The organism is Chitinophaga polysaccharea, from assembly GCF_007829335.1.
GTDB lineage: Bacteria > Bacteroidota > Bacteroidia > Chitinophagales > Chitinophagaceae > Chitinophaga > Chitinophaga polysaccharea_B.
This window is the reverse complement of record NZ_VIWO01000001.1, coordinates 1,404,495-1,427,327: the sequence shown is the minus strand read 5'-3', so window position 1 is coordinate 1,427,327 and position 22,833 is coordinate 1,404,495. Positions and strand designations below refer to the sequence as shown.

The 22,833-nt window shown below is 45.5% G+C and carries 22 protein-coding genes; 18 read left to right on the top strand and 4 right to left on the bottom strand.

The genetic code is table 11. The features are described 5' to 3' along the window. The first annotated feature begins 100 nt into the window (after positions 1-100). The 3 genes from FHW36_RS06080 (at position 101) to FHW36_RS06070 (ending at position 4,221) form a co-directional block, all read left to right on the top strand. Positions 101-1,624: a glycoside hydrolase family 30 protein gene (locus FHW36_RS06080; protein WP_186452317.1), complete on the top strand. Its 1,524-nt coding sequence runs from the start codon at positions 101-103 to the stop codon at positions 1,622-1,624. A 3-nt stretch (positions 1,625-1,627) separates the two neighbouring features. Continuing rightward, positions 1,628-3,433, top strand: coding sequence for a glycoside hydrolase family 35 protein (locus FHW36_RS06075; protein WP_145663836.1), 1,806 nt, complete (start codon positions 1,628-1,630; stop codon positions 3,431-3,433). 131 nt (positions 3,434-3,564) lie between these two features. Further along, on the top strand, positions 3,565-4,221 hold the full coding sequence (locus tag FHW36_RS06070) for a hypothetical protein (protein WP_145663834.1): 657 nt from the start codon (positions 3,565-3,567) through the stop codon (positions 4,219-4,221). Positions 4,222-4,265: 44 nt separating this feature from the next. Here the strand turns inward: FHW36_RS06070 and FHW36_RS06065 are convergent, their stop codons facing one another. Then, positions 4,266-5,177: an SAM hydrolase/SAM-dependent halogenase family protein gene (locus tag FHW36_RS06065; protein ID WP_145663831.1), complete on the bottom strand. Its 912-nt coding sequence runs from the start codon at positions 5,175-5,177 to the stop codon at positions 4,266-4,268. An 84-nt stretch (positions 5,178-5,261) separates the two neighbouring features. Here FHW36_RS06065 and FHW36_RS06060 point away from each other — a divergent pair, with 84 nt between their 5' ends. From FHW36_RS06060 to FHW36_RS06045, 4 genes are all read left to right on the top strand, one after another. Continuing rightward, positions 5,262-6,074: a helix-turn-helix transcriptional regulator gene (locus FHW36_RS06060; protein ID WP_145663828.1), complete on the top strand. Its 813-nt coding sequence runs from the start codon at positions 5,262-5,264 to the stop codon at positions 6,072-6,074. Positions 6,075-6,143: 69 nt separating this feature from the next. Further along, positions 6,144-6,782, top strand: a complete 639-nt coding sequence (locus tag FHW36_RS06055) for an NAD(P)-dependent oxidoreductase (RefSeq protein ID WP_145663825.1) — start codon at positions 6,144-6,146, stop codon at positions 6,780-6,782. A gap of 47 nt (positions 6,783-6,829) precedes the next feature. Beyond that, positions 6,830-7,372 carry a GNAT family N-acetyltransferase gene (locus FHW36_RS06050; RefSeq protein ID WP_145663822.1) on the top strand — a complete coding sequence of 181 codons (543 nt, stop codon included), beginning with the start codon at positions 6,830-6,832 and terminating at the stop codon, positions 7,370-7,372. A 103-nt stretch (positions 7,373-7,475) separates the two neighbouring features. Further along, entirely contained in the window at positions 7,476-8,576 is a 1,101-nt protein-coding gene (locus tag FHW36_RS06045) for an acyltransferase family protein (protein ID WP_145663820.1), read from the top strand. 7 nt (positions 8,577-8,583) lie between these two features. On the opposite strand, the gene FHW36_RS06040 is transcribed toward FHW36_RS06045, so the two are convergent. Both FHW36_RS06040 and FHW36_RS06035 read right to left on the bottom strand, forming a co-directional pair. Continuing rightward, entirely contained in the window at positions 8,584-9,450 is an 867-nt protein-coding gene (locus FHW36_RS06040; protein WP_145663817.1) for an alpha/beta hydrolase, read from the bottom strand. A 93-nt stretch (positions 9,451-9,543) separates the two neighbouring features. Then, a complete protein-coding gene (locus FHW36_RS06035; RefSeq protein ID WP_222428996.1) occupies positions 9,544-10,599 on the bottom strand; it encodes a bifunctional transcriptional activator/DNA repair enzyme AdaA in 1,056 nt (351 codons plus the stop codon). Between the two features lie 134 nt (positions 10,600-10,733). Between FHW36_RS06035 and FHW36_RS06030 the strand changes: the two genes are divergently transcribed. Beyond that, entirely contained in the window at positions 10,734-11,699 is a 966-nt protein-coding gene (locus FHW36_RS06030) for a phosphatidylinositol-specific phospholipase C (protein WP_145663814.1), read from the top strand. 69 nt (positions 11,700-11,768) lie between these two features. On the opposite strand, the gene FHW36_RS06025 is transcribed toward FHW36_RS06030, so the two are convergent. Next, positions 11,769-12,239 (bottom strand): anthrone oxygenase family protein, encoded by a 471-nt coding sequence (locus FHW36_RS06025; RefSeq protein WP_145663811.1) that lies wholly within the window; start codon positions 12,237-12,239, stop codon positions 11,769-11,771. A gap of 114 nt (positions 12,240-12,353) precedes the next feature. Between FHW36_RS06025 and FHW36_RS06020 the strand changes: the two genes are divergently transcribed. The 10 genes from FHW36_RS06020 (at position 12,354) to FHW36_RS05975 (ending at position 22,747) form a co-directional block, all read left to right on the top strand. Next, entirely contained in the window at positions 12,354-13,247 is an 894-nt protein-coding gene (locus FHW36_RS06020) for a hypothetical protein (RefSeq protein WP_145663808.1), read from the top strand. A gap of 98 nt (positions 13,248-13,345) precedes the next feature. Continuing rightward, positions 13,346-13,861 (top strand): DUF2975 domain-containing protein, encoded by a 516-nt coding sequence (locus tag FHW36_RS06015; RefSeq protein ID WP_145663805.1) that lies wholly within the window; start codon positions 13,346-13,348, stop codon positions 13,859-13,861. A 2-nt stretch (positions 13,862-13,863) separates the two neighbouring features. Beyond that, a complete protein-coding gene (locus FHW36_RS06010) occupies positions 13,864-14,073 on the top strand; it encodes a helix-turn-helix domain-containing protein (protein ID WP_145663802.1) in 210 nt (69 codons plus the stop codon). Positions 14,074-14,149: 76 nt separating this feature from the next. Further along, positions 14,150-15,034, top strand: coding sequence for an ABC transporter ATP-binding protein (locus FHW36_RS06005; RefSeq protein WP_145663799.1), 885 nt, complete (start codon positions 14,150-14,152; stop codon positions 15,032-15,034). Then, positions 15,012-18,146: an ABC transporter permease/M1 family aminopeptidase gene (locus FHW36_RS06000; protein WP_145663796.1), complete on the top strand. Its 3,135-nt coding sequence runs from the start codon at positions 15,012-15,014 to the stop codon at positions 18,144-18,146. The genes FHW36_RS06005 and FHW36_RS06000 overlap by 23 nt, the downstream gene beginning before the upstream one ends. 194 nt (positions 18,147-18,340) lie before the next feature. Beyond that, positions 18,341-19,084, top strand: coding sequence for a hypothetical protein (locus FHW36_RS05995; RefSeq protein ID WP_145663793.1), 744 nt, complete (start codon positions 18,341-18,343; stop codon positions 19,082-19,084). A 159-nt stretch (positions 19,085-19,243) separates the two neighbouring features. Further along, positions 19,244-19,774 carry a GNAT family N-acetyltransferase gene (locus FHW36_RS05990; RefSeq protein ID WP_145663790.1) on the top strand — a complete coding sequence of 177 codons (531 nt, stop codon included), beginning with the start codon at positions 19,244-19,246 and terminating at the stop codon, positions 19,772-19,774. Between the two features lie 51 nt (positions 19,775-19,825). Continuing rightward, positions 19,826-20,227 (top strand): VOC family protein, encoded by a 402-nt coding sequence (locus tag FHW36_RS05985; RefSeq protein ID WP_145663787.1) that lies wholly within the window; start codon positions 19,826-19,828, stop codon positions 20,225-20,227. Between the two features lie 324 nt (positions 20,228-20,551). Then, the gene (locus tag FHW36_RS05980) at positions 20,552-21,421 is read left to right on the top strand and encodes a helix-turn-helix domain-containing protein (RefSeq protein ID WP_145663784.1); all 870 of its coding nucleotides are present in this window, start codon (positions 20,552-20,554) and stop codon (positions 21,419-21,421) included. Positions 21,422-21,628: 207 nt separating this feature from the next. Next, the gene (locus FHW36_RS05975; RefSeq protein ID WP_145663781.1) at positions 21,629-22,747 is read left to right on the top strand and encodes an epoxide hydrolase family protein; all 1,119 of its coding nucleotides are present in this window, start codon (positions 21,629-21,631) and stop codon (positions 22,745-22,747) included. Positions 22,748-22,833: the final 86 nt, after the last annotated feature.

Genomic DNA, 22,833 nt, shown 5'->3' with positions numbered 1-22,833 from the left:
CAGCGACTATTTTACTACTTTACAGGCTTGCAACTACCCTTCTTACTACGGGAAGTCCTTGCATACCATGCGGCTTTGCGTGCAACCGCTTACTAGGAACATGAAAAAAATAACAGGCGCCCTGCTGGGTTGTATGATATTACAGCAGGGTATATCTCAGCATAACCCGGCGATGCGGGTAAACATCGACCTTTCCAGGAAGGCACAAACTATTCACAACTTTGCAGCATCTGATGCCTGGTCCTGCCAGTTTACCGGCACCTGGCCGGATCCTAAAAGAAACCAGCTGGCCGACTGGTTGTTTAGCAGCGATACAACGGCCAACGGGCAACCCAAAGGTATTGGCCTGTCGATGTGGCGGTTTAACATTGGCGCCGGCAGCACTGAACAAGGGAGCGAGAGTGGCATCCGTGATGAATGGCGGCGGGCAGCCTGCTTCCTGGGCGCCGATCATCAATACCACTGGCAGCAGCAAGCCGGACAGATCTGGTTCTTAACTGCCGCCAAAGCCAGGGGCGTTCAACAGTTCCTGGGCTTTCTGAATAGTCCGCCGGTAGTCTTCACCCGCAACGGCAAAGCATTCGCCAGCAACGGGCAATGCAACCTGGCACCTGAGCAATACCCCGCCGTAGCCAATTTCCTGAAAGACGTGGTACAAGGCATCCGGCAGGAAACCGGCATCACGCTCAACTTTGTGAGCCCTGTTAACGAGCCACAGTGGGATTGGAGCGATGGCGGCCAGGAAGGATGTCCTTATAACAACGAACAAATTTATGGCCTTGTGAAAGCGGTAGACCAGACCTTTCATCAACACCAGCTCCCCACAAAGATTTTAATAACAGAAGCAGGCAAGATAAACTATCTCTATGCCGGTGAAGATAAACCGGCCAAAGGCACGCAGATCGCTGCTTTCTTTGGTCCGCACAGTCCAACTTACCTGGGCAACCGCCCCGGGGTATACAAAGCGATAGCGGGACACAGCTATTTCACTACCTCTCCACAAGACACGGCAGTAGCTATACGTAAAAGATTACACGCAGCCCTGAAGGGCATTCCTTTCTGGCAATCAGAATATTGCATACTGGGCGATAATGCCGGCGAAATGAGCGGCAACAAGGTAGACCTGAGCATGGACGCCGCCTTATACCTGGCAAGGGTTATCCACACTGATCTTACCGTTGCCAACGCATCAGCCTGGCAGTGGTGGCTGGCCATATCGCCATACGATTATAAAGACGGATTGATTTATATAGATAAAAACAAAGCGGACGGGCAAATTCACGATACCAAAATGTTATGGGTATTCGGTAACTACAGCCGCTTTGTAAGACCCGGCGCACAAAGGATATCCGCGCAACTGGCAGACAATGCTAATACAAAAGATATCTATCTGTCGGCCTACAGAAATACAGACAACAGCCTCGCTATTGTGGTGATCAACAGCCGCTCCACCGCCGCCAACATCGAGGTAGGCGGCAAAGGCTTACCTCGCGGGAGTATGCGCAGCTACACCACCAATGAAGAAGGTAACTTACAACCTGGTAACGTAAACGGGCATACGATAACGATACCCGCACGATCTGTGATGACACTGACCCAACAATTAAACGCAAATAAACAGTAAGTGATGAAAAAAATCAGCGTAGTAATACTGATGATGTTATGTTGCTTCCAGCTAAGCGCACAGCATACTTTTCAGTTAGGCGACTCCTCCTTTTTGCTGGATGGGAAACCCTTCCAGATGATTTCCGGCGAGATCCATTATCTGCGGGTGCCCCGTGAATCGTGGCGCGACCGGATCAAAATGGCCAAAGCCATGGGATTAAATACCATAGGTACTTATGTGTTCTGGAACATGCACGAACCAGAGCAGGGACATTATAATTTTTCCGGCAACAGCGATGTAGCTGCTTTTGTAAAAATATGCCAGGAAGAAGGTATGTGGGTAATTTTACGCCCCAGTCCTTACGCCTGCGCAGAATGGGAATTTGGCGGTTATCCTTACTGGTTACAGGAAATAAAAGGGCTGGAAGTGAGGAGTAAAGAACCTCAATACCTGAAGGCTTATAATAACTATATTAAAGCCGTAGGTAAACAGTTGGCGCATTTGCAGATCAATCATGGCGGTAACATCCTGATGACGCAGATCGAAAATGAATATGGCTCTTACTCCAATGATAAATCTTACCTGGAGCTTAACCGTAAAATGTTTACAGAAGCCGGCTTTGACGGTTTGCTGTATACCTGCGATCCTGCGGCAGATGTAGCCAAAGGACACTTACCGGGTTTACTGCCGGCCGTAAATGGCGTGGATGATCCGGAAAAAGTAAAACAACTGGTAAAAGAAAACCACAATGGCAAAGGCCCATTCTACATTGCAGAGTGGTACCCTGCCTGGTTTGATTCCTGGGGAGAAAAACACCATACCGTTCCTTACGAAAATTTCCTTACCCGCTTAGACCGGGTACTGGCTGCCGGTATCTCCATCAATATGTATATGTTTCATGGTGGTACCACCCGCGGCTATATGAACGGCGCCAACTATAACGACGAAGCGCCTTATTCGCCACAGATCAGCAGCTACGACTATGATGCACCGCTGGATGAAGCAGGAAATGCCACGCCTAAATTCATGGCATTCAGAGAAGTAATTGCCAAGCATTTAGCACCAGGAGTAACCTTACCGGAAGTTCCTGCTAAAAAGCCGGTGATCACAACACCTGTTATTACTTTCGAACGTAGCAGCGCATTGTTCAGCCAACTGCCTGTTGCGGTAAAAAGTGCAGATCCGTTAACGTTTGAAGACCTCAAACAGGCCTATGGCTTTGTATTATACCGTACCACGCTCAAAGGTGGCAGTAGCGGCACTTTAAAGATAAAAGACCTCCGTGATTACGGGTTGGTTTTCATAAATGGAAAAAGAGTAGCGATCCTCGACAGGCGACTGAAGCAGGACAGCACCGACATTACCCTCCCTGCAGGCAATGTAACACTGGAGATCCTGGTCGAAAACCTGGGACGCATCAACTTTGGCCCTTATCTCCTGAAAAACAGGAAAGGGATAGATGGACAGGTATTATTTAATGGAAAGGCGATTCATCAATGGCAACAATTTAAGCTTCCATATGAACAACAACCCGTTATCAAAGCATCGGCGGTAGCGACAGATGCACCGGTGTTGAAAGAGGGCAGCTTTACACTGAGCAGCAGAGGCGATACTTACCTGGATATGAGCAAGTGGGGAAAAGGTGTAGTATGGATTAACGGTCATCACCTGGGCCGTTACTGGAAGGTGGGGCCGCAGCAAACACTGTATGTTCCCGCTGAATGGCTAAAAACTGGTCAAAATAAGATCACAGTACTGGAGCTGATTAAACCTGCTGAAACCCAGGTGCAGGGACTTGATCATCCGATCCTGGATGTATTACAGTAGTACAAAATAAAAATTAACAAAAGCGATTGAAGCGATGGTGATCGTTTCAATCGCTTTTCTCTTTATTGGCATCTCTTTTGCGCATTTCATGATCGGCCAATACCATCTGTACCATGAATAAAAAAATTGTTTTGTTAGCAATTATTTGTCTCACCGGTTCCCGGCTTTTCTCCCAAAGTTTTATGCATGCAGTTGGCCTATCAGGATTCATTGACCATACCCCTCGCTTCGGCAGTATCTTCAGTATTGCTATAACTTATTCGCCTCGCTTTAACCTGGTGGAACATAAGAACACATCGTTATCTGTAGGTATTCCGCTAAGCATTGGTGGCTCTGGTGGTCGCGGCGGAAGGCAAACAGACAGTTACTATGTGGGCGATGATATTTACTATTACGATTATGACACCGGCGAACCGGAAGTAAAATCCCGGTTTATGATTGACATACCGGTTATGCTGAATTTCAATGTCGGGGCACTTTCCTCTCCCGATAATCCGCACCGGGTAGGCTTCTTTGTGGGAGGCGGTTTGGGCTATCACTATGGCCCGGTGAATGTTAAGCAGGTGATCAGGAATTATCATTATACCGATTCCACCTACCAGGATTCCTTTGGGCCGGTGGCTAATGCTGGCATCAGGATCCGGATTGGCGACAAAGCGGATGGCATAGAACTCAAAGGCTCCTATATGAAGAGTGTTAGCAAAAGGCAACCGGATATTTATGGTATCACCCTATTGTACAACTTCGATTTATCACAACGTCCCCGCTTTAGCCGTAAACTACACTAGCAACGATTTAGAACTGATTGAGATCGCCGCTGACCACTGGTAAACTAGCGATGATTAACAGTTACCTCCACGCTCCATTCGCTACCGCTTCCGATATGCCAGGTATCGGCGAAATTGCCCTGGTTCAGTGCAAACGACAATTCCATTAAACTATTCAGGTAGCTCAGCGGCTGACCGATGGCTACCGCGCCAAAGGTTTGACTGTAGGGAGCATCTGCCTGGTGTACTTTTTTGCCGTGGTGGAAAAACGTAACATGGAGGATGTCGCCGTATTTGGGACGTAACTGGTTCAGCAAATCGGCGGAGATGTTGGTCCATACATTACCGTATTGCACATCGAGGATAGCGATATTGCCTTTGAGTATTCCGTTCTCCAGGGTGGCTGCCTGGTAAGGAATTTTCACTACTTCATTGGGTAAGGCCAGGCCTACCTGCTCAAACGTGATGGCGCCAGAAGCCAGCCTGGCGGCGGTATAGGCGTATACATCGCGGCCATGGAAGGTGTAGGATTGCTGCGAGTTTTTTCGGCGGTTCACAGCTTCGTCTATTTCGCGCACTGCCGCAATGCCCAGGGAAGCGGCTACCAGGGTGAGGGTACCGTTATCGGGAGTTACAATAAAATGGCCGGAGTTGGTTTTCAATACCACGGACCTCCGGGAAGTACCTACACCAGGATCTACCACCGATACGAAAACGGTTCCTGCCGGCCAGTAAGGAACGGTTTGTTCCAGCCGGTAAGCAGCCTCCCAGATGTTATACGCCGGTATTTCGTGGGTAAGATCATAGAGTTTAAGATCGGCAGATACGGTGTTGGCCACACCTTTCATGGCTGATACCGCTCCATCTTTCAGCCCGAAGTCGGACTGAAAAACGATTGTTTTATTTTGTGCCCATCCAGTGGCTGTGGCCAGTAGCAGCGCAATACAGCCAACTAAGTATAATAAGGGTTGCTTCATAAAATGATGCGTCTATGAAAATGGCAGATAATATTGGATTCAATAAAAAATCTTACCTTGAATGTAAGTTTATTACCCAAATAAATGAAGTACCAGGAAATTCCTCCACCAAATTATCTTCAGCACCATGTTCGTTATTTCTGGACATTGGAAAGTGATGCTGCTGCTGTTCCCCGGGTATTTGGGCCGGTAGCAGATGGTTGTCCCGGATTGCTATTCCAGCAATCCAGCCGGGGAACCTTTCACCAGGATAATAAACTGCTGCCCGACTTATTACTGTACGGGCAAACCACAAAATATACAGAATTACAGTTAGCAGGCACCATTTGCACCATTGGTGTTTGTTTTTATCCCAATGCCTTGCATAGTGTTTTCGGACTCAATGCAGGTGACCTCACCAACGCCTGTACTGACCTGGATTTGCTGGAGGCATCGAAAGATTATTTTCTAAATGAAAGACTGGCAACTACAGTTTCTCTACAGGAGAAAATAGCGATTATTTCAGCGTTTCTTTTTGAGCAGATTAATAAACATCAAACAGGGGCGGATACGGCCACGCAATATGCCCTGATGCAAATTATGGCCTCCAAAGGGGGTATTTCCTTAAAGGAACTGCAACAGCAACTGAGGCTCACGGAGAGAAGTTTTGAGCGCCGGTTTAAACAGGGCGTAGGTATCTCTCCCAAACTATTTTCGCGTATCTGCCGGTTCCAACACTCGCTGACCCAGCTGAGAAATAATAACTACAGCAAGTTATCCGATATCGCTTTTGAAAACGATTATGCCGACCAGTCGCATTATATCCGCGTATTCAAGGAGTTTGCCGGTGTATCGCCTTACCAGTATCAAAAGAAGAATACAGAAATCGTTACCAACTTCCCTTCCATTACAAAATAATTGTTTGTCGGTTTTGTTCTATTTCCCAAGTGCCCGTCATCCTAATTTTGGATTATAAAATTAATGATGATGAAACTACTAATCTTTGGCGCCACCGGGGGCACCGGTAAACAACTCTTAGCACAAGCTTTACAACAGGGACATACCGTAACTGCGTTTGTGCGTAACCCGCAAATGTTGCAGGTACAACATCCCAACCTGCAGATAGTACAGGGCGATGTGCTGGACTATCAAACTATAGAGCCGGTGATGAAAGGCCATGATGCGGTATTATCTACCATTGGTCGCCCTGCCAATAAAACCGGTGTAGTACGATCTGAAGGTACGCGGAATATTATCCGTGCGATGGAAAAGGCCGGTATCAGGCGTTTTGTTTGCCAGACCTCCCTGGGTTATGGCGATAGCAAAGAAGTATTGCGCAGAACCCCTTTCGTGTTCCGGTATATTATTGTACCCTTCTTGTTGAAAAAAGGCTTTGCGGATCACGCGCTACAGGAAAAACATATTAAAAACAGCCAGCTGGATTGGGTAATTGTACGACCTGGTAATTTAACAGATGGTAGTCACACCGGCCATTACAGGTATGGATTTGCCGCCAATGACCCTGCTATCACCGTACAGGTTTCCCGGGCCGATGTAGCCGATTTTATGCTCAAACAGTTAACGGATCAGCGGTTTGTTCATCAAACGCCGGGTATTTCTTACTAGAAATATCGGCAGGTTCTTTAAATTGGGCGAAAAATAGATAGCAGCGTATGGAGATATTTGCCTCAACGCCCCGTTTGATCCTGCGGGAAATGATTCCTGCCGACGCCCCCGGTATGTTGGCACTGGATGGAGATCCGGCAGTAGTGCAATATGTAGGAGGCATTACTATTAGCACCCTGGATGAAGCGCGGGAGAAAATCCGGTTTATCCGGCAGCAATATGCCAGCAATCGCATTGGCCGATGGGCTGTGATTGAAAAATCCAGCAATAACTTTGTGGGATGGGCAGGATTGAAACTGGTAACGGAACCGGTACATCAACAGGTTAATTTTTACGATGTGGGGTATCGGTTTATACCACAATACTGGGGAAAGGGTTATGCCACAGAATGTGCGATAGCATCACTCAAATATGGATTTGAGCAATTACAACCCGATTACCTTTATGCCTGGACCGACGCAGGCAATGCCGCATCGGCGCATGTTTTAACCAAAGTAGGGTTTCAGTTAACCGATACCTTTATACATGACGGCGTGCCATCCAACTGGTTTGAAATCAGCCGTGTATCCTGGCAATCGCGTATTAGATAAGAATGATACTGACTGAGGTGTAGTTACAGCCAACAATCATAATTTGCTGTATATAGTTGTGAACCGGTGTTACAGTCCTTTACCCTCAATCAGTATCCCATTTATGAAGATTAACAGCATACAATTCCTGAGAGCCATCGCGGTTTTATTGGTCGTGCACGTACATGCCATTGATACGCAGGAAGCATTTTCCGTATCGCATCAACAAAAGTTCTTCTTCCTGGAAAACTTCGGCGCCATTGGGGTAGATCTTTTCTTTGGGATATCTGGTTTTATTATCAGCTATGTTGCCGGTAATTATTTTGGCGCCTATGATGGTGTTGACTTCCTGAAGAAACGTTTTTTAAGGATCAATCCCATTTATTATGTGGCGAGTTTAATATACATGGTGTTGTTTTGCTTTTTCGATAAATTCTATCCTATTGAGGCTGTTTTATACGGGTTAAAAAATACGGTGTTAATGTTGCCCGTGTTGAATTCGCAGAAGGCGTTGTTTCCTATTTTGGTGGTGGGTTGGTCGCTTTCTTTTGAGTGGTGGTTTTACGTGTTGTTTTTCCTATTGATATTAGCGCGTACAAAATACAAAACGTTCCTGCTATTGCTGGTCATTCCCGCCCTGGTGATTATCGGAAAAGTTTTGCAGGTGCATGATCCCCGGCTGATATTTTATACCAACCCTATTATGCTGGAGTTTTTATTTGGTGTTATTATTTACTGGCTGTACCGCAACGTCACCTTACCGGCGGGTGTGGCAGCGTTCCTGTTGCTATTGGGACTAGGAGGGTATGCATATAATATCTTCCATGGTTTTGGAGATATTTCTGAGTTAGGTAGTGTAACTACCGGTACGGGCAGTTTGAAGAGAGTACTATTATGGGGACTACCCAGCGCCTTTATCCTGGCGGGCTGTATTTTCCTGGAGAAAAAGGGGGTGTTGGCCAGGATATGGAATAACCGCTTTTTTCTGTTGCTGGGAGATGCTTCTTATTCCATTTACCTGACCCACTTTACCTTTTTCTATTTGCTGACGAATATTTATATCTATACAGGATTTTTCCTCAATGCAGACTTATCCATATTTGTTCATATGGCTTTGGGGGTAGCAGTTGGTATTCTCTTTTACAAGAAGGTAGAGCGCCCATTGATAAAGCTTTTACACCCTAAGCCACCGATGCGACCCACTGTTCACGCTGCTATGCCATGATTCAATATCAGGGGGTATTGGGAAGCCAGCCCCCTCTTTTCATCCACCACAACATGGGGTCGAGCCATTCGTATACGGGTAACCGTTGGGTGAATCCATGGTTACCGGTGGGGTACAGGTGTAATTCAGCGGGAATGCCTCCTTTTTGCATCGCCTGGTAAAAAGCAGTACTGTTGTTGACACTTACTACCGCATCGTCGTTACAATGCGTGATATACGCAGGCGGCGTATTATTATTCACCCATTCTTCGTTGGAGAAGAAGGCAATTTTTTCCGGTGAAGGACTAGGTCCGAGGAGGTTACTCCTGGATCCCTGGTGAGTGAGTTCATCGTGCATACTGATTACAGCATATACGAGGATCATAAAGTCGGGTCGCAGGTCAATTTTTTCTTTGTTGGGGACATAACTTTTAGCGCTGTGAGTACCCAGGGTAGCGGCCAGGTGGCCTCCTGCAGAATATCCTGCTATGCCGATCCTATTTTTATCGATGCCCCATTCGGCGGCATTCATCCTTACCAATTTGATGGCCTGTTGCGCATCCTGTAAAGGGCCCATACTTTTATCGCGCATGGTGGCATCTGAGGGCAGGCGGTATTTTACGACGAAGGCAGTGACGCCTTTGGTAATAAAGGCTTCTGCTACTTTGAATCCTTCTTCATCGATGGCCAGGCCGCCATAAGCGCCGCCGGGAAAGATGATCACCGCCGTACCATTCGGATGCTCCGGCTTATAGAGGGTCATAGCAGGCGCATTTTCCGGTGCAATAGTGCCAATACTGTTGGGTATGGAATCTTTATACAAAGGCAGTACTTTCTGAGCAGCGGAAGAAAGAGCAACTGTGGCAAAAATAAAAAAGGCCAAAAATTTTTTCATGTGCAGATGATTACGTGTTCTATCTGCCAAAAGAAGGATTTTAAGCGTCGCAATATGTTTTGCAATTGTAAACGGCGCGTGATTAACAAATGTTTAGGACGGCGTAACGTGTGATTTTTCCAGTTCCAGCAGCCATTTTTTTCGCCAGATACCGCCACCATAGCCGGTAAGGCTACCATCTCCGCCAACAAGGCGGTGACAGGGCACCAGGATGGCAATTCTATTCATGCCGTTGGCATGCGCCAACGCCCGCACAGCATCGGGTTCGCCTGCCGCTATGGCCTGCTGTTTATACGACCGGGTAGTACCATAGGGCACTGTTTGCAGCAGTTGCCATATCTTTTGCTGAAAAGCGGTACCTGGCATCAGTAGCGGTACGGTAAAGACTTTCCGGGTGCCGGCAAAGTATTCGTCCAGCTCTTGCTTTAGTACCTCGAAATGGGGACTGGTACCCGGGATAATATTTGCCCGCAGCAATCGCGTCAATGCTTTAAACTCCGTTGCCAGGATTTTTCTTTCTGTAAACTCCAATAAACAAATCCCTGCTGTTACCGCACAGGCAAACATGCTTCCAATGGGCGTTTCCAACCGGGTGATATTAATCACCTGCTGATGTTTACTATTGACGGGCGACACGCCAAAAACTGATTTAAAAGAATCGGCGAAGCCGCTGAGCGATGCATAACCGGCGTCGAAAGCAGCCGCAGTAACTGTTTCTCCGGTTTGTATCTTTTTAAACGCTGCATTCATGCGCAACATGCGCTGGTAAGCATGAAAGGTAACGCCGTGGTGTTTCAGGAACCATCTCCTGATGACGCCCGGCGCTACGCCTTGTTGTAAGAGGTCGGCATCTTTCCATTTCCTGGATGGATCGGCCTGCAGCGCATCGATGATGCTGCGAATATGCGCAGGCGTTTGTCCAATGGCCGCCAGGGGATTACATACCTTGCAAGGCCGGTATCCATTTTCGATGGCCTCCCTGGAGGAAGGAAAAAATGTTACATTATCTGCTTTGGGTTTTCTCGCGGTACAGGTAGGCCGACAGAAAATACCGGTTGTTTTAACCGCTGCCACAAACAGTCCTTCATAAGCCACATCTTTCTCCATCAACGCCTGGTACATCCGTTCGTTAGTGAGCATATCATTCATTTCTTCAAAAATAAAACACTTGCCGCAGGCCGGCAACCCGGAAACCAACCTGTTTTTTCATAAAAACTTAATGCCGCCAGGTATAGCTATCTCTGAAATTATTTAGTATATTTTAAATATTAAAAACATCCACTATGAAGCAAATAACCCTTTTGCTGGCTGCGGCCACCTTTTTCCTTTTCAGCTGTAAAAAAGATATCGTTCCCCCAACTTCCGAAAGCAGGATCGATGCGGGCGCCAACAACCTTGTTACCGCTGGACTAACAGTGTCCTTGTCTGCCTGGATGGGATCCATTGCCGACAACACCGCTTTATCCAATTTATCTATTCCCGGCACCCACGACAGCGGCGCACGTTTTGAGCCCATAGGCGGCACTGCCAAATGCCAGAACCTCACCATCCGTGAGCAACTCGATGCAGGCACCCGTTTCCTCGACATCCGTTGCCGGCACATTGGTGATGCCTTTGCCATTCACCATGGTTCCATCTACCAAAACCTGAACTTTACGGATGTTACCAACGCCTGTTACGACTTCCTGGCGGCTAACCCTTCTGAAACCATTATCATGTGCGTAAAAGAAGAGTATGACCCTACCAACAACACACGCACCTTTGAACAAACATTCGACAGCTACACACAGCTGCAACCTTCCAAATGGTACCTAAGCGCCACCATTCCCAACCTGGGACAGGTAAGAGGCAAAATTGTGCTGGTAAGACGGTTTGGCGCCAGCAACACACCCAAGGGCATAGACTGCACCAATTGGGCAGACAACACCACCTTTTCTATCAACAACAGCAACGCCAATTTAAGGGTACAGGACCAGTATGTAGTGCCGGATAACAACGGTAAATGGACCAGTATCACCAACCTGCTCACAGAAGCCAAAAACGGCGATACATCCGTATGGTATCTCAACTTCAGCAGTGGGTATAAATCATTAATCTTTGGCATCCCCAGCATTACTACGGTCTCCAACGCTATCAATCCACAACTGACCACTTACTTTACCAACAACACGCATGGCAGGTATGGTACCATTTTAATGGATTTTGCAGCATCAGACAGGAATACGCTTATTATCAACACTAATTTCTAGTCTTTGTAATCATCACTTCTTAGAAAGCCTTCCTTACCGGGAAGGCTTTTTAGTAGGTAATAAGCTAACCTATTTTCCATATACGCAGGCCGCTACCGCCGATATGAATGCCAGCAGGGCTGCGCAAGTGCGTATCACATGCCATTTATTCCAGGTAGAGGCAAAAGCAGCCCGGGCACTGGCGGCAGCTTCCGGCGTGGCTGTATCTAAGGGAAATTTATCCAACACATTATTCAATGGAATATTGCCACCGATGGTTACGCCCAGCACTCCGAATGCGTATAGGGCCGCAGCAAGCCATAGCCACCAGCTACCCTGTATAAATGCAGCCAGGGGCAATAATATGCCGGCGCCCAGGAAGTTGAGTATAAACAATGGGTTTACAATCACCCGGTTAATAGCTTGCATGGCGACAATGTAGGGGGCATCCGGCAAACGCGTAAATGCAGGATTGATAGCAATCAAAAAACCGAAAAGGAGGCCAGTAATCAATCCAGTGCTAACAGTAGCCAGTATCAGTATGATATGCGTGATGGTCATAGGATAATTTTTAGCAGCGTATCCCCTAAGCTACACTAAAACCAGGTGTTGCCACCATAAAAATTTACTACGGGCAAAATATAAATTACTTTACATTCATTCAAAAATTGCGTGGTGATAAATGAGCTACAGTTCTGCATCCAGGCGATAGAAGCAGATGATACCCTTTATGAAATAGAGAATTTCCACCATCGTGCCCAGACTATCGATCAGCTCGACTTTCATATACTCGACCGGATCAGTAGTTTAGCTCCCACACCGGTGTTGCTGGAGCTACAACAATGGGCTATACAGTTGAAATGTAAACTAGAACAAGCTGACCTGCAATTGTTCACACAGCTCCGGCAAAAAATCAGCGCTGGCTACTATTCTCCAAACGCCTTTAACGCCATGGTTTCCAAGTACCTGGGAGATACGGTTAACTGCGCCGTACCATCTGACGAACCAGGATATGATGACCTCGACACTTTTATCAATGGCCTGTTGTCTGTATATCCGGTTCCTGCGCCTGTGCTAGAGCAGGAGCCTGAAATGATATACTATCAGAAAACGCCTGCAAGAATTATATTTGAAATGGTAGCATTGGCACGGCCCACGCCAAACGATGTATTTTTCGACATTGGAAGTGGACTCGGACAGGCCGCCATCCTGGTTAACCTGCTCAGCGGAATTGTATCGAAAGGAATTGAATACGAACCTGCCTATTGTGATTATGCCTGTCGTTGCATGCGCAGCTTGCAGTTGCAGGGAGTAACGTTTACTAATATAAATGCACACCAGGGCGATTATTCTGAAGGCACACTTTTCTTTTTCTACACGCCTTTTGAGGGCAGCATGCTACAGCACATGCTGGATATATTGCAGCGCGAATCGCGGCAAAGAGTGATCCGCATTTTTACCTACGGGCATTGTTCTCCATTGGTAGCGCAACAGTCATGGTTAACCTGTATCAATGGAACAGGGATGCATCATTACCGGCTGTATGGATTCACGTCTGCATCCAGGTAGTTTTGATTTCTTTCGTTAAAATTATAATTAAACATGAAATAATTATTGTTTTACGATAATTAATTACTATTTTACAGCTGGATTTTAAATTACAGGAAATGGCCCGTGTCAAAATCATCGCTAAAATATTGTATTACATCAGCAGGGTATTGGCCCTGGGATATTGCTGTATTGTTTTATATGCGATTGGGTGTTTAGTTACCCATACGAATACCCAACCATACGGCGAGGGAAAGTACCTGCACATATTGTATCCCTTTACCAGCACACCCTTTCTTAACATCGACAACAACCTTACTTATATATTACTCGACTTCCTGTTGCCTTTGAGTTTATATACTATTTTCTTCTGGTTGGCTGCAGGCATATTTAAGGTATTCTATCTACCGAAATTATTTTCAACAGAAAATATTGCACGCTTACGCAGGTTTTACCTGTTCAACCTGTTTGTACCGGGCATTGCGGCTTTATTTTCCCGGCTTTTCACGGAGGTAGAAAGTGTTGTATGGGGATTGATAGTTGTACATTTTTTCCTCGGAATTTTTACTTACTTCCTGGCGACCATCTTTAAGCAGGGCTTGCGATTACAAAACGAACAGGACTTATTTATATAGTTATGCCAATTATCGTAAACGTGGATGTAATGCTTGCTAAGCGCAAAATGCAAAGCAAAGAATTGGCAGAAAAACTGGGCATTACACCTGCTAATTTATCTATACTAAAAACCGGGAAGGCCAAGGGTATACGCTTCGACACCCTGGAAGCCATTTGTAATATCCTGGACTGCCAGCCCGGCGATATCCTGGAATACAGGGAAGAAGTATAGCTTTCATTTATTTACTGATGGCAAAAAGCAATGGACCGCCATTGCCTGGGATTATATTGTCTAAACACTTCATGAAATGAACCGATTGTGTATTAATCAGCTTTCATTGACCTACCAGCCGTCAGTAAAAGTGCTGGATAATATTTCGTTGGAAATAAGTCACGGTATGTTTGGCCTGCTCGGTCCCAATGGCGCGGGTAAATCTTCGCTGATGAAAACTATTGTGGGCCTGCAGCAACCCAACAGCGGCAACATTATTTTCAATGGAACTGATGTTGTAAAAAACCCGGGATATCTCCGCAAACAGCTTGGGTTTCTGCCGCAAGACTTTGGTGTATATCCCAGCATCTCCGCCTATCATTTATTGCAGCACCTGGCAGTGCTGAAAGGCATCACGGATAGCGCCACCCGGAAAGCGCAGATCCTGTACCTGCTCAACAAAGTAAACCTATACCAGGTACGCGATAAAGACGTGTATACTTTTTCCGGGGGCATGAAACAACGCTTCGGCGTAGCCCAGGCGCTACTCGGCAATCCCCAGCTGATCATAGTGGATGAACCTACTGCTGGTTTAGATCCGGAAGAACGCAATCGCCTCAACTTTCTGCTCAGCGACATTAGCGAAAACGTGGTGGTGATGCTATCTACCCACCTGGTAGAAGATGTACAGAATCTCTGCTCGCAGATGGCCATCATAAAGAGGGGAACAGTGCTGGCTACCGGTACTCCCGGTGAAATGATAGCGCGGCTAAACGGGAAAGTGTGGACCCAACAAATTGACCACCTCGAATTAACGCAGCATCAGAACCCCCACCGGCTTATCAGTCAACAGCTCATTGAAAGAAAGCTGCACATTACCGTGTACAGTGAAACCCCGCCTGAAGGCTTTATCCCGGTAATTCCCACCCTTGAACATGTATACTTTCATACTTTATACCATGAAAGCAATCCTGCTATTTGATATCAAACGATGTACAAAAGGCATCACCATATACCTTGTAGCTGCCTGCCTGTTGGCGCTGGGTATTTTTACCGGTAGCCAGTTTAGCATGAACACCGGAGAAGGCATACACCTGGATAGCCCTTATACTATAGGCTTTATGACAGGGATGCTAAGTCTCGTTATTATTCTTATTGCTACAGTACTTACTTCCAGATTACTCTTCTCAGAGTCCGAAAATCATTTCGAGTTGATCTTATTCACCACACCGCTCCGGGGAAGCGGGTTGGCAGCCGGGCGATTCCTGGCGCTATGGTTGCTTACGTTCAGCAGCTTCCTGGTACTCATTGCAGGATTTGCCGCGGGGCAACAAATAAGATCAGGTGGCCCCTTACAGCTGATTCACTACAGCTATCCTGCTTTAATCTTTGGCGGTATAAACAGCCTGTTTATATGTAGTTGTTTGTCTTCCCTGGCATGGTGTACAAAAAATAAACTCCTGACCGCCATAGGGGGGTTATTACTGTATGTGCTATATATGGTGATACTACTCTACTCCAATTCACCTTTTATGGCGCAGGCATTGCCCCAATCTCTCCAGGCGCAACGCATTTCCGCCATTATCGATCCATTTGGCCTGTCGGCCTACTTTTATGTAAGCAGCACTTTTTCGGTAATGCAGCGCAATAGCTTGCTGGTGCCGTTATCCGGATATTTTTTACTTAACCGGTGCTTGATACTGGCCCTCTCGCTGATGCTTACCTGGCTTAGTTACAAACGGGCGGCGGATACCTCCGGGCAGTCACATCGCCCGAAGGCAGTTTCTCATAAGCGTCCACCAATTATATTTCGACTTCCTGTAACCACAGTTTACCATTTCCCGGCGCAAATAAAGGCGATTGGCTCTTTCATCAAAACAGACCTGAACCATACCTTCAAAAGCATTCCTTTTGTTGCGAGTGCCATTATCCTGCTTTTTGATATGGGTATGGAGATGTATGCCGCCATAGAAAAAGGTATTCGCATACCGCAACAATATGCCAGTGCTGGATTAATGGCCAGCACTATTTCGGCTAATTTCCATTTACTGGGATTATTATTGTTGGTATACTTTGTAAATACCCTGTACTGGAAAAGTGCCACTGTAAAATTTGCAGTCATAGAAAGCACCACCGCTCATGCCGGTGCTAAACAATGGGGCCACTGGTGTAGCAGCGTTTTCCTGTTGTTGCTATACACAGCCCTGGCTATAATAACCGGTATCGTCTTCCAGTGCCTGTACCGGTATCCTTACATTGATTGGCGGGCTTATGCGGGGGTAATATATTTCAATACGGCGCCACTGGCGCTTTTAGCAGGGTTCTTACTGCTGGTTAACCAGATCGCGAAACGTTCTTACATCGCATTGGGGATATCGGTAGCGATATCCTTGATAGTAGCCAGTCCCTTATCGAAAAAATTTATGCCCATCCCTTTACTCCGTTTTTTCTCAGGATTCAATGGTGTTTACAGCGATTTTAACGGATATGGTGTGTATGTATCCTTCTTTATCCAAAGGTTGATTTTCGGAGCATGTATCGTTGGTATGCTTTGGGTTATTTACTGGTTTATAATAAACAAGGCCGCAAAACGTCTAGTTATTTCCGTTATACTACTATTAGCAATTATTGGCTTTATCGGTGGGCGGCAGTTCATGCAGGGATACCATCCTTATAATGATCTGGCCGATGTTCGTTATGAAAAGCAATACCGGAAATACCAGGCTATTCCACAACCCACTGTTACGGCGGTAAATACCCACATTGCTCTGTATCCCGATAAAATGGCATACACCATTAGTGGGAGTTACCTTATCCGGAACCTGACTTCCCTGCCCGTTCACCGGGTATTGGTCAATTTTGACGATGCCCTCCACCTCCTGAAAGCTGGTTATACCTCCTCATGGGAAACAATTCCCATACAGCAAACTGTTTCCGAAGTAACGCTACAACATCCATTACAACCTGATGACAGCGCCTGCATTACATTTGAGGCCTCCTATCATTGGTGGCCGATAAACGGTCATCTTCCTTTTAATGCCATTATAGAAAATGGCTCTTTCATGCGTATCAGTCGCTATTATCCGCAAATAGGGTATCAACCGCAGCGCGAAATAATGGATAGCGCGCTGCGGCAACAATATGCGATGGGCGCTTCCACACGCCTTAAAGCACTGGAGGCACCGCGTGCTACGGAGCGCGATTTCATCCGGCTGGACATGGTCATTTCCACGCCAAAACCGCAAACGGCCATCGGTACAGGCGAGCTGGCAGGGAAATGGCAACGGGGCGACCGCAACTTTTTTCATTACAGGCCCAGTGAACCGGTCCCTTTCCGTTTTGCTGTATCGTCGGCGCATTACAGCCAGAGTAGCGTCGTTCACAATGGCGTTCCTATCAACGTTTACTATCATCCCAGGCATGCTGAAAATGTGGTGCATCTAATTAACTGTGCTAAGCTTACCTTAGATTATTGCCAGCAGGAATTTGGCAGCTATCCGTTTCATAGCGTCACCTTCGCAGAAGTATCTTCCTATACAAAAGGCTTTGCAGGCACCGCTTATCCGGCTACCATTTTTATGACGGAAGATATGTTGTTTCATGCCAACATACAGGCCGACCAGCAGCAGGATGTTATCAACGAAATAGCAGGGCATGAGTTGTCCCATTTATGGTGGGGCAATAGCCAGATAGCTCCCGACGACCGGGAAGGTGCGGTAATGCTCACTGAAACACTAGCGATGTATACCGAAATGATGTTGTATAAGAAAATGTATGGCAGGGAAAAAATGCTGGAGAAAGTTCGTATGCATCAGCAAATGTATGATGCTGCCAAAGGGTTTTCTGATAATCCCCCGCTGTATAAAGTAACCGCCGGCGATATGCATATTTCCTATTCCAAAGGCGCTGTAGTGATGGTAAAGCTGAGCGAGCTGATTGGTGAAAACAAGGTAAACGAAGCCTTGCGCCATTTTCTCCGGACGTATAAATATCCGCACCCAAGGCCGGTTTCAACAGACCTGGTGAATGAGATCATAAAAGTGAGTGACGTAAAATATCATCCTACGATCCGGGAATTATTCATGGGGATATAGTATTCCTGTTATACGCATCACTATTTTCCGTTGCTGGTACTCCCTGTTTCCTGGTATTTTAGTTGCCCCTTTTTTTTGATTTAAAAATTGGTATTAAATTACATTGATCACCTATTTAAGCTACCAAAATAAATTTTATCGCCGTTACCGGCTTGTATAACCTGGTAATATTTAATCACTCATATAAACCCTCCATGGAAGAACAATTCGCCAAAATGCAAAAGGACTTAATGCGCCTTAAATGGTACGCTGGTATCCTTACCTTAGTTGTAGTAGCCGCCGGTTTATTTGCCTTCACCCGTATTGAACGGTTCAGTGAAATTTCAGTAGAACGTATCAATATTGTAGAATCCAATGGACAGGTAAGGATGGTCATTTCCAATAAAAGCCGCTCTCCGGAAGTAATGGCTTATGGCAAACCTATCAAACCACCTATCCCTGGCGGTAACAGACCGGGATTGGTTTTTTATAATGATGAAGGCACCGAAAACGGAGGCCTTGTATTTATGGGTGGTAAAGACAGCAGTGGGAAATACACTGCTACGGGGCATTTATCCTTTGACCAGTACAATCAAAACCAGGTACTTTACCTGACCTATGCAGATGAAAACGGCGATCAAAACACTGGATTACATATTGACGACTGGCAAACTTCGCCAGCTTTCTGGCAATGGAGGGGTGACTATAAAAAAGCGCAAGCGCTTCCCAATGGTCCTGCTAAGGAAGAATTACTTAAACGGCTGATGGAACCTCAACCCGGTCAGCAGGCTTATGCACAACGCGTTTTTGTAGGTAAAGACGATAGTAAAACGGCGATGGTTAAGCTTGCGGACCGAATGGGCCGAACGCGGTTGCAGCTGCTTGTGGATTCCAGCGGTACTGCTAAACTGATTTTTTTGGATGCTAACGGAAAAGTGACTTATAGTCTACCACAGTAAATTCAATTATCATGGTTAAGATTAATATTCATGAAGATTGCGGCAATGCACTCAAGAAATTATTCGTGAAGGACTTCATCGTGATTATGGTTAGCAAAATTTCAGTGATATAAAAGGAATATAATTTCCACCCCACCGGAAGATATATAATATTAAAACATGAAAACAATAGCCACACTTACAGGAAAGAACGATGTAAAGCTGAAAGCCATTGAACGCAGCGATCTTGAAGACATGGCCGTCCTGGCCAACGATCCGGCCGTTGCCGCCAATCTCCGTGACACCTTTCCATCACCTTATTCATTGAAAGATGCAGAAGAATTTCTTTCTCTCATTGAACAAGGGAAACTGAATCATGTGTGGGGTATCTATGCAAAAGATAAAATTGCCGGCGCCATTACGCTTACGCCTCAAACAGACATCTACCGTCATTCCGCCGAAATCGGATACTGGTTGGGTGCACCTTTTCATGGAAAAGGCATCATGACAGAAGCGGTGTCGTTACTCACCGAATATGCCTTCCGGGAAATGAATATTCTTCGCATTTACGCGGGTGTGTTTGCTTATAACGAGGATTCCCAAAAAGTATTAATGAAGAGCGGATACCACCTGGAGGCCGTTAAAGTAAAGGCTGTCATCAAAAATGATGTTTTGCATGATGAGCATCTGATGGTTAGAATGAATATCTAGCATAGTGCCATCGGCAATTTTAATCTATTCTCAAAGAAACATGTCGATTTTATGAAACAAAAAATTGCCCATATCGCTCTAACTGTAAAGGATTATGATGAGGCTATAAAATTCTACACAGAAAAGTTAAACTTCCGGTTACTGGAAGATACAAAACTGACCGACGATAAAAGGTGGGTTTTAGTAACACCACCAGGGGCAGAAGAATGTAGTCTCTTACTTGCCAAAGCGGCTAATGACAAACAAATTGCCAGCGTTGGGAACCAAACTGGTGGCCGGGTTTTTCTTTTTTTGTATACGGATGATTTCTGGCGGGATTATCATAGCATGCTTAACCAAAACATTAACTTCATACGGCCGCCGAAAGAAGAAGCGTATGGACTGGTAGCGGTATTTGAAGATTTATATGGTAATCTTTGGGATTTGCTACAACCAAGTGACTACAATACTTAATCTGGGATATAAATGAAGGATATCAAAAACATCATTTCACTCGAAAACCGGATGTAGGTTCCAGGGAAAAATTACCCTCTAAATATTCGCAATAAGGATTTATGGTGGCCAATTAAAAATTGATACAGTAAGTACTTCAAAGGGGAAAAGAATATTCCTTACTGAATTTACCTTTTTATCTCGCAGGGAGGATAGAGGACTATATTGATTGAATGCAAAAAAGCCGTTAAATTTCATAACTCAAGTATTTTTTGTTGTTTAAAGCTGCAGCATTGGTATAAGAAAAGTGCTATTTTTAGATTACCTACAACTAATAATCCTGGTATGCAACGAAAAACCAATTTAAATTCGTTTAACCTATATGAATTTCTGAAGCACCAGAATTCGCATAGTCTTCAGGTACCATTTTTCCTGGCAGACAGGCATACTTACAAAAGTGCCCACATCAATTTCCCCTTCCGCACATTTGCTTATGGTCTTGGCATCACTTATTCCGGCGAAGGAGATGTTTTTAAAATTGGCAGTACGGATTACCTGGTAACAGCTGGATGCCTAACTACCATTGGGCCGGGCATGGTGTGTCAATGGACGGGCAACTACACTGCAGAACATGATACTATTTATTTTACGGAAGAATTGTTTGGTGACTTATCATTTAATTCGTTCTTGTCATCGCATCCTTTCTTCTTTCATGGGGGTAACCATGTTATCCGGCTAACAGCGGAGCAATTAAAAAAAATAACGGCGATATTCGACTTGCTTAAAGCGCTAAAAGAGGAGAAGAATGCCATTCCCGGTATTGTTCATTCACTACTGATGTTGATCAAAACGTATCATTCCATTCATACACAAACCTCTTCAAACATTGCCGTTTCCAACAAAGAGAAGATTGCCGGCACATTCCGGAAACTGGTAGCAGAACATTTTCCCGAACATAAAGAAGTAGCCTACTATGCTACTAAGCTAAGTATCACTCCAAAATATCTCAGCGAGATCCTGCAGGTAGAATTAGGCAAGTCCGCTAAAACTTTCATCGATGAATATGTGATAATGGAAGCTAAAAGTTTACTGAAACAAACCACCCTTTCCATACAAGAGATTTGTTACTGGCTGGGTTATGAAGATGCTTCTCATTTCACTAAGTCATTTAAAAAGTTAACAAACGTCACCCCAACTGACTACCGCAGGACATAACCATATTTCTCAACTGCCAGTAGAAATGGTTTTACCGAATTTTCTACCAGTTCTTCCGCCATCTTGCCTAATATACCTGTACCCTCTGATATACCTTTGTTCCAGTTAAAACAATAAGGTATTATGAAAAGAAACCTTTCTCTTGTTTTGTCATTACTCATATTGAGTGCCACAAACCTACATTCACAAACCAGAAAAACTTCAATGATGAAAAACGTATCTGTATTTAATGTATCTGTTCCTCAACAAGTGCTGGATGATTTAAAAAACCGTTTGAACAACACCCGTTGGCCGGGTGAAGCAGAAGGATCGGGTTGGCACTTCGGTACCAGTGAAGCCTACCTGAAAGAGCTGGTACATTATTGGGTCACCCAGTATGATTGGCGTAAGCAGGAGGCGGCCTTGAATAAATACCCGCAATACATGGCGAATGTGAACGGGGTGAAAATCCATTTTCAATATATCAAGGGAAAAGGGAAGCATTCAAAACCATTGCTGTTGACACATGGCTGGCCGGATAGTTATTACCGTTTCCACAAGATCATTCCGTTACTCACTGAAGGTGATCAAAGTTTTGATTTGATCATCCCTTCCATTCCAGGTTTCGGTTTTTCCGATAAGATTGCCTTGCCCAGTGAAGCAGTGGCCGATTTATGGAAAGTATTGATGACTGAAAATCTGAGGTATGCCAAATTTTATGCAGCTGGTGGCGATGTAGGTATGGGCATCACTAAAGCGCTTGCATCGAAATACCCCGATGTAGTGGCAGGGGTACATTTTACAGATATTGGCTATCCAATGGGACAAGAAGACCCTAACACCATGACAGAGGCTGAAAAGCAATTTGCCGGGTTCGTGCAGCAGTGGTGGTATAGTGAAGGCGCCTATGCCATGGTACATTCAACCAAACCCCAGTCGTTGGCCTATGGTTTAAATGACTCTCCTGTTGCGCTTACGGCCTGGATACTCAGCTTCATCAATGCAGGCGCTCCGCCTGAAATAATAGAGCAGGCATTTGGTGGTAAAGATGAATTACTCACTAATATTATGATCTACTGGACCACACAAACTATTGGCACCTCTGTCAGAATGTACAAGGCGGATGCAATCGCGCAGTGGGGAGGCGCTCAACCATTGAAAAAAAGCAGCGTACCTGCAGGTATAGCTATATTTCCAAGAGAAGCCCAATTTCCCAGGGAATGGGCAGAACGCTTTGTAAACGTAGTCAGTTTCCAAAAAATGGCAGAAGGTGGACATTTTGCCGCGTTGGAAGTACCTACGGTCTTCGCAGAAGCATTAAGAAGCTTCTTTTACAGTATCAATTAGGGAAGCATTGGGTAAAGTGATAAAGCCTGCCCCGTGCGTGGGGCAGGCTTTATTTTGAAAGGGCAATTTCAATCAATAATCGCGAT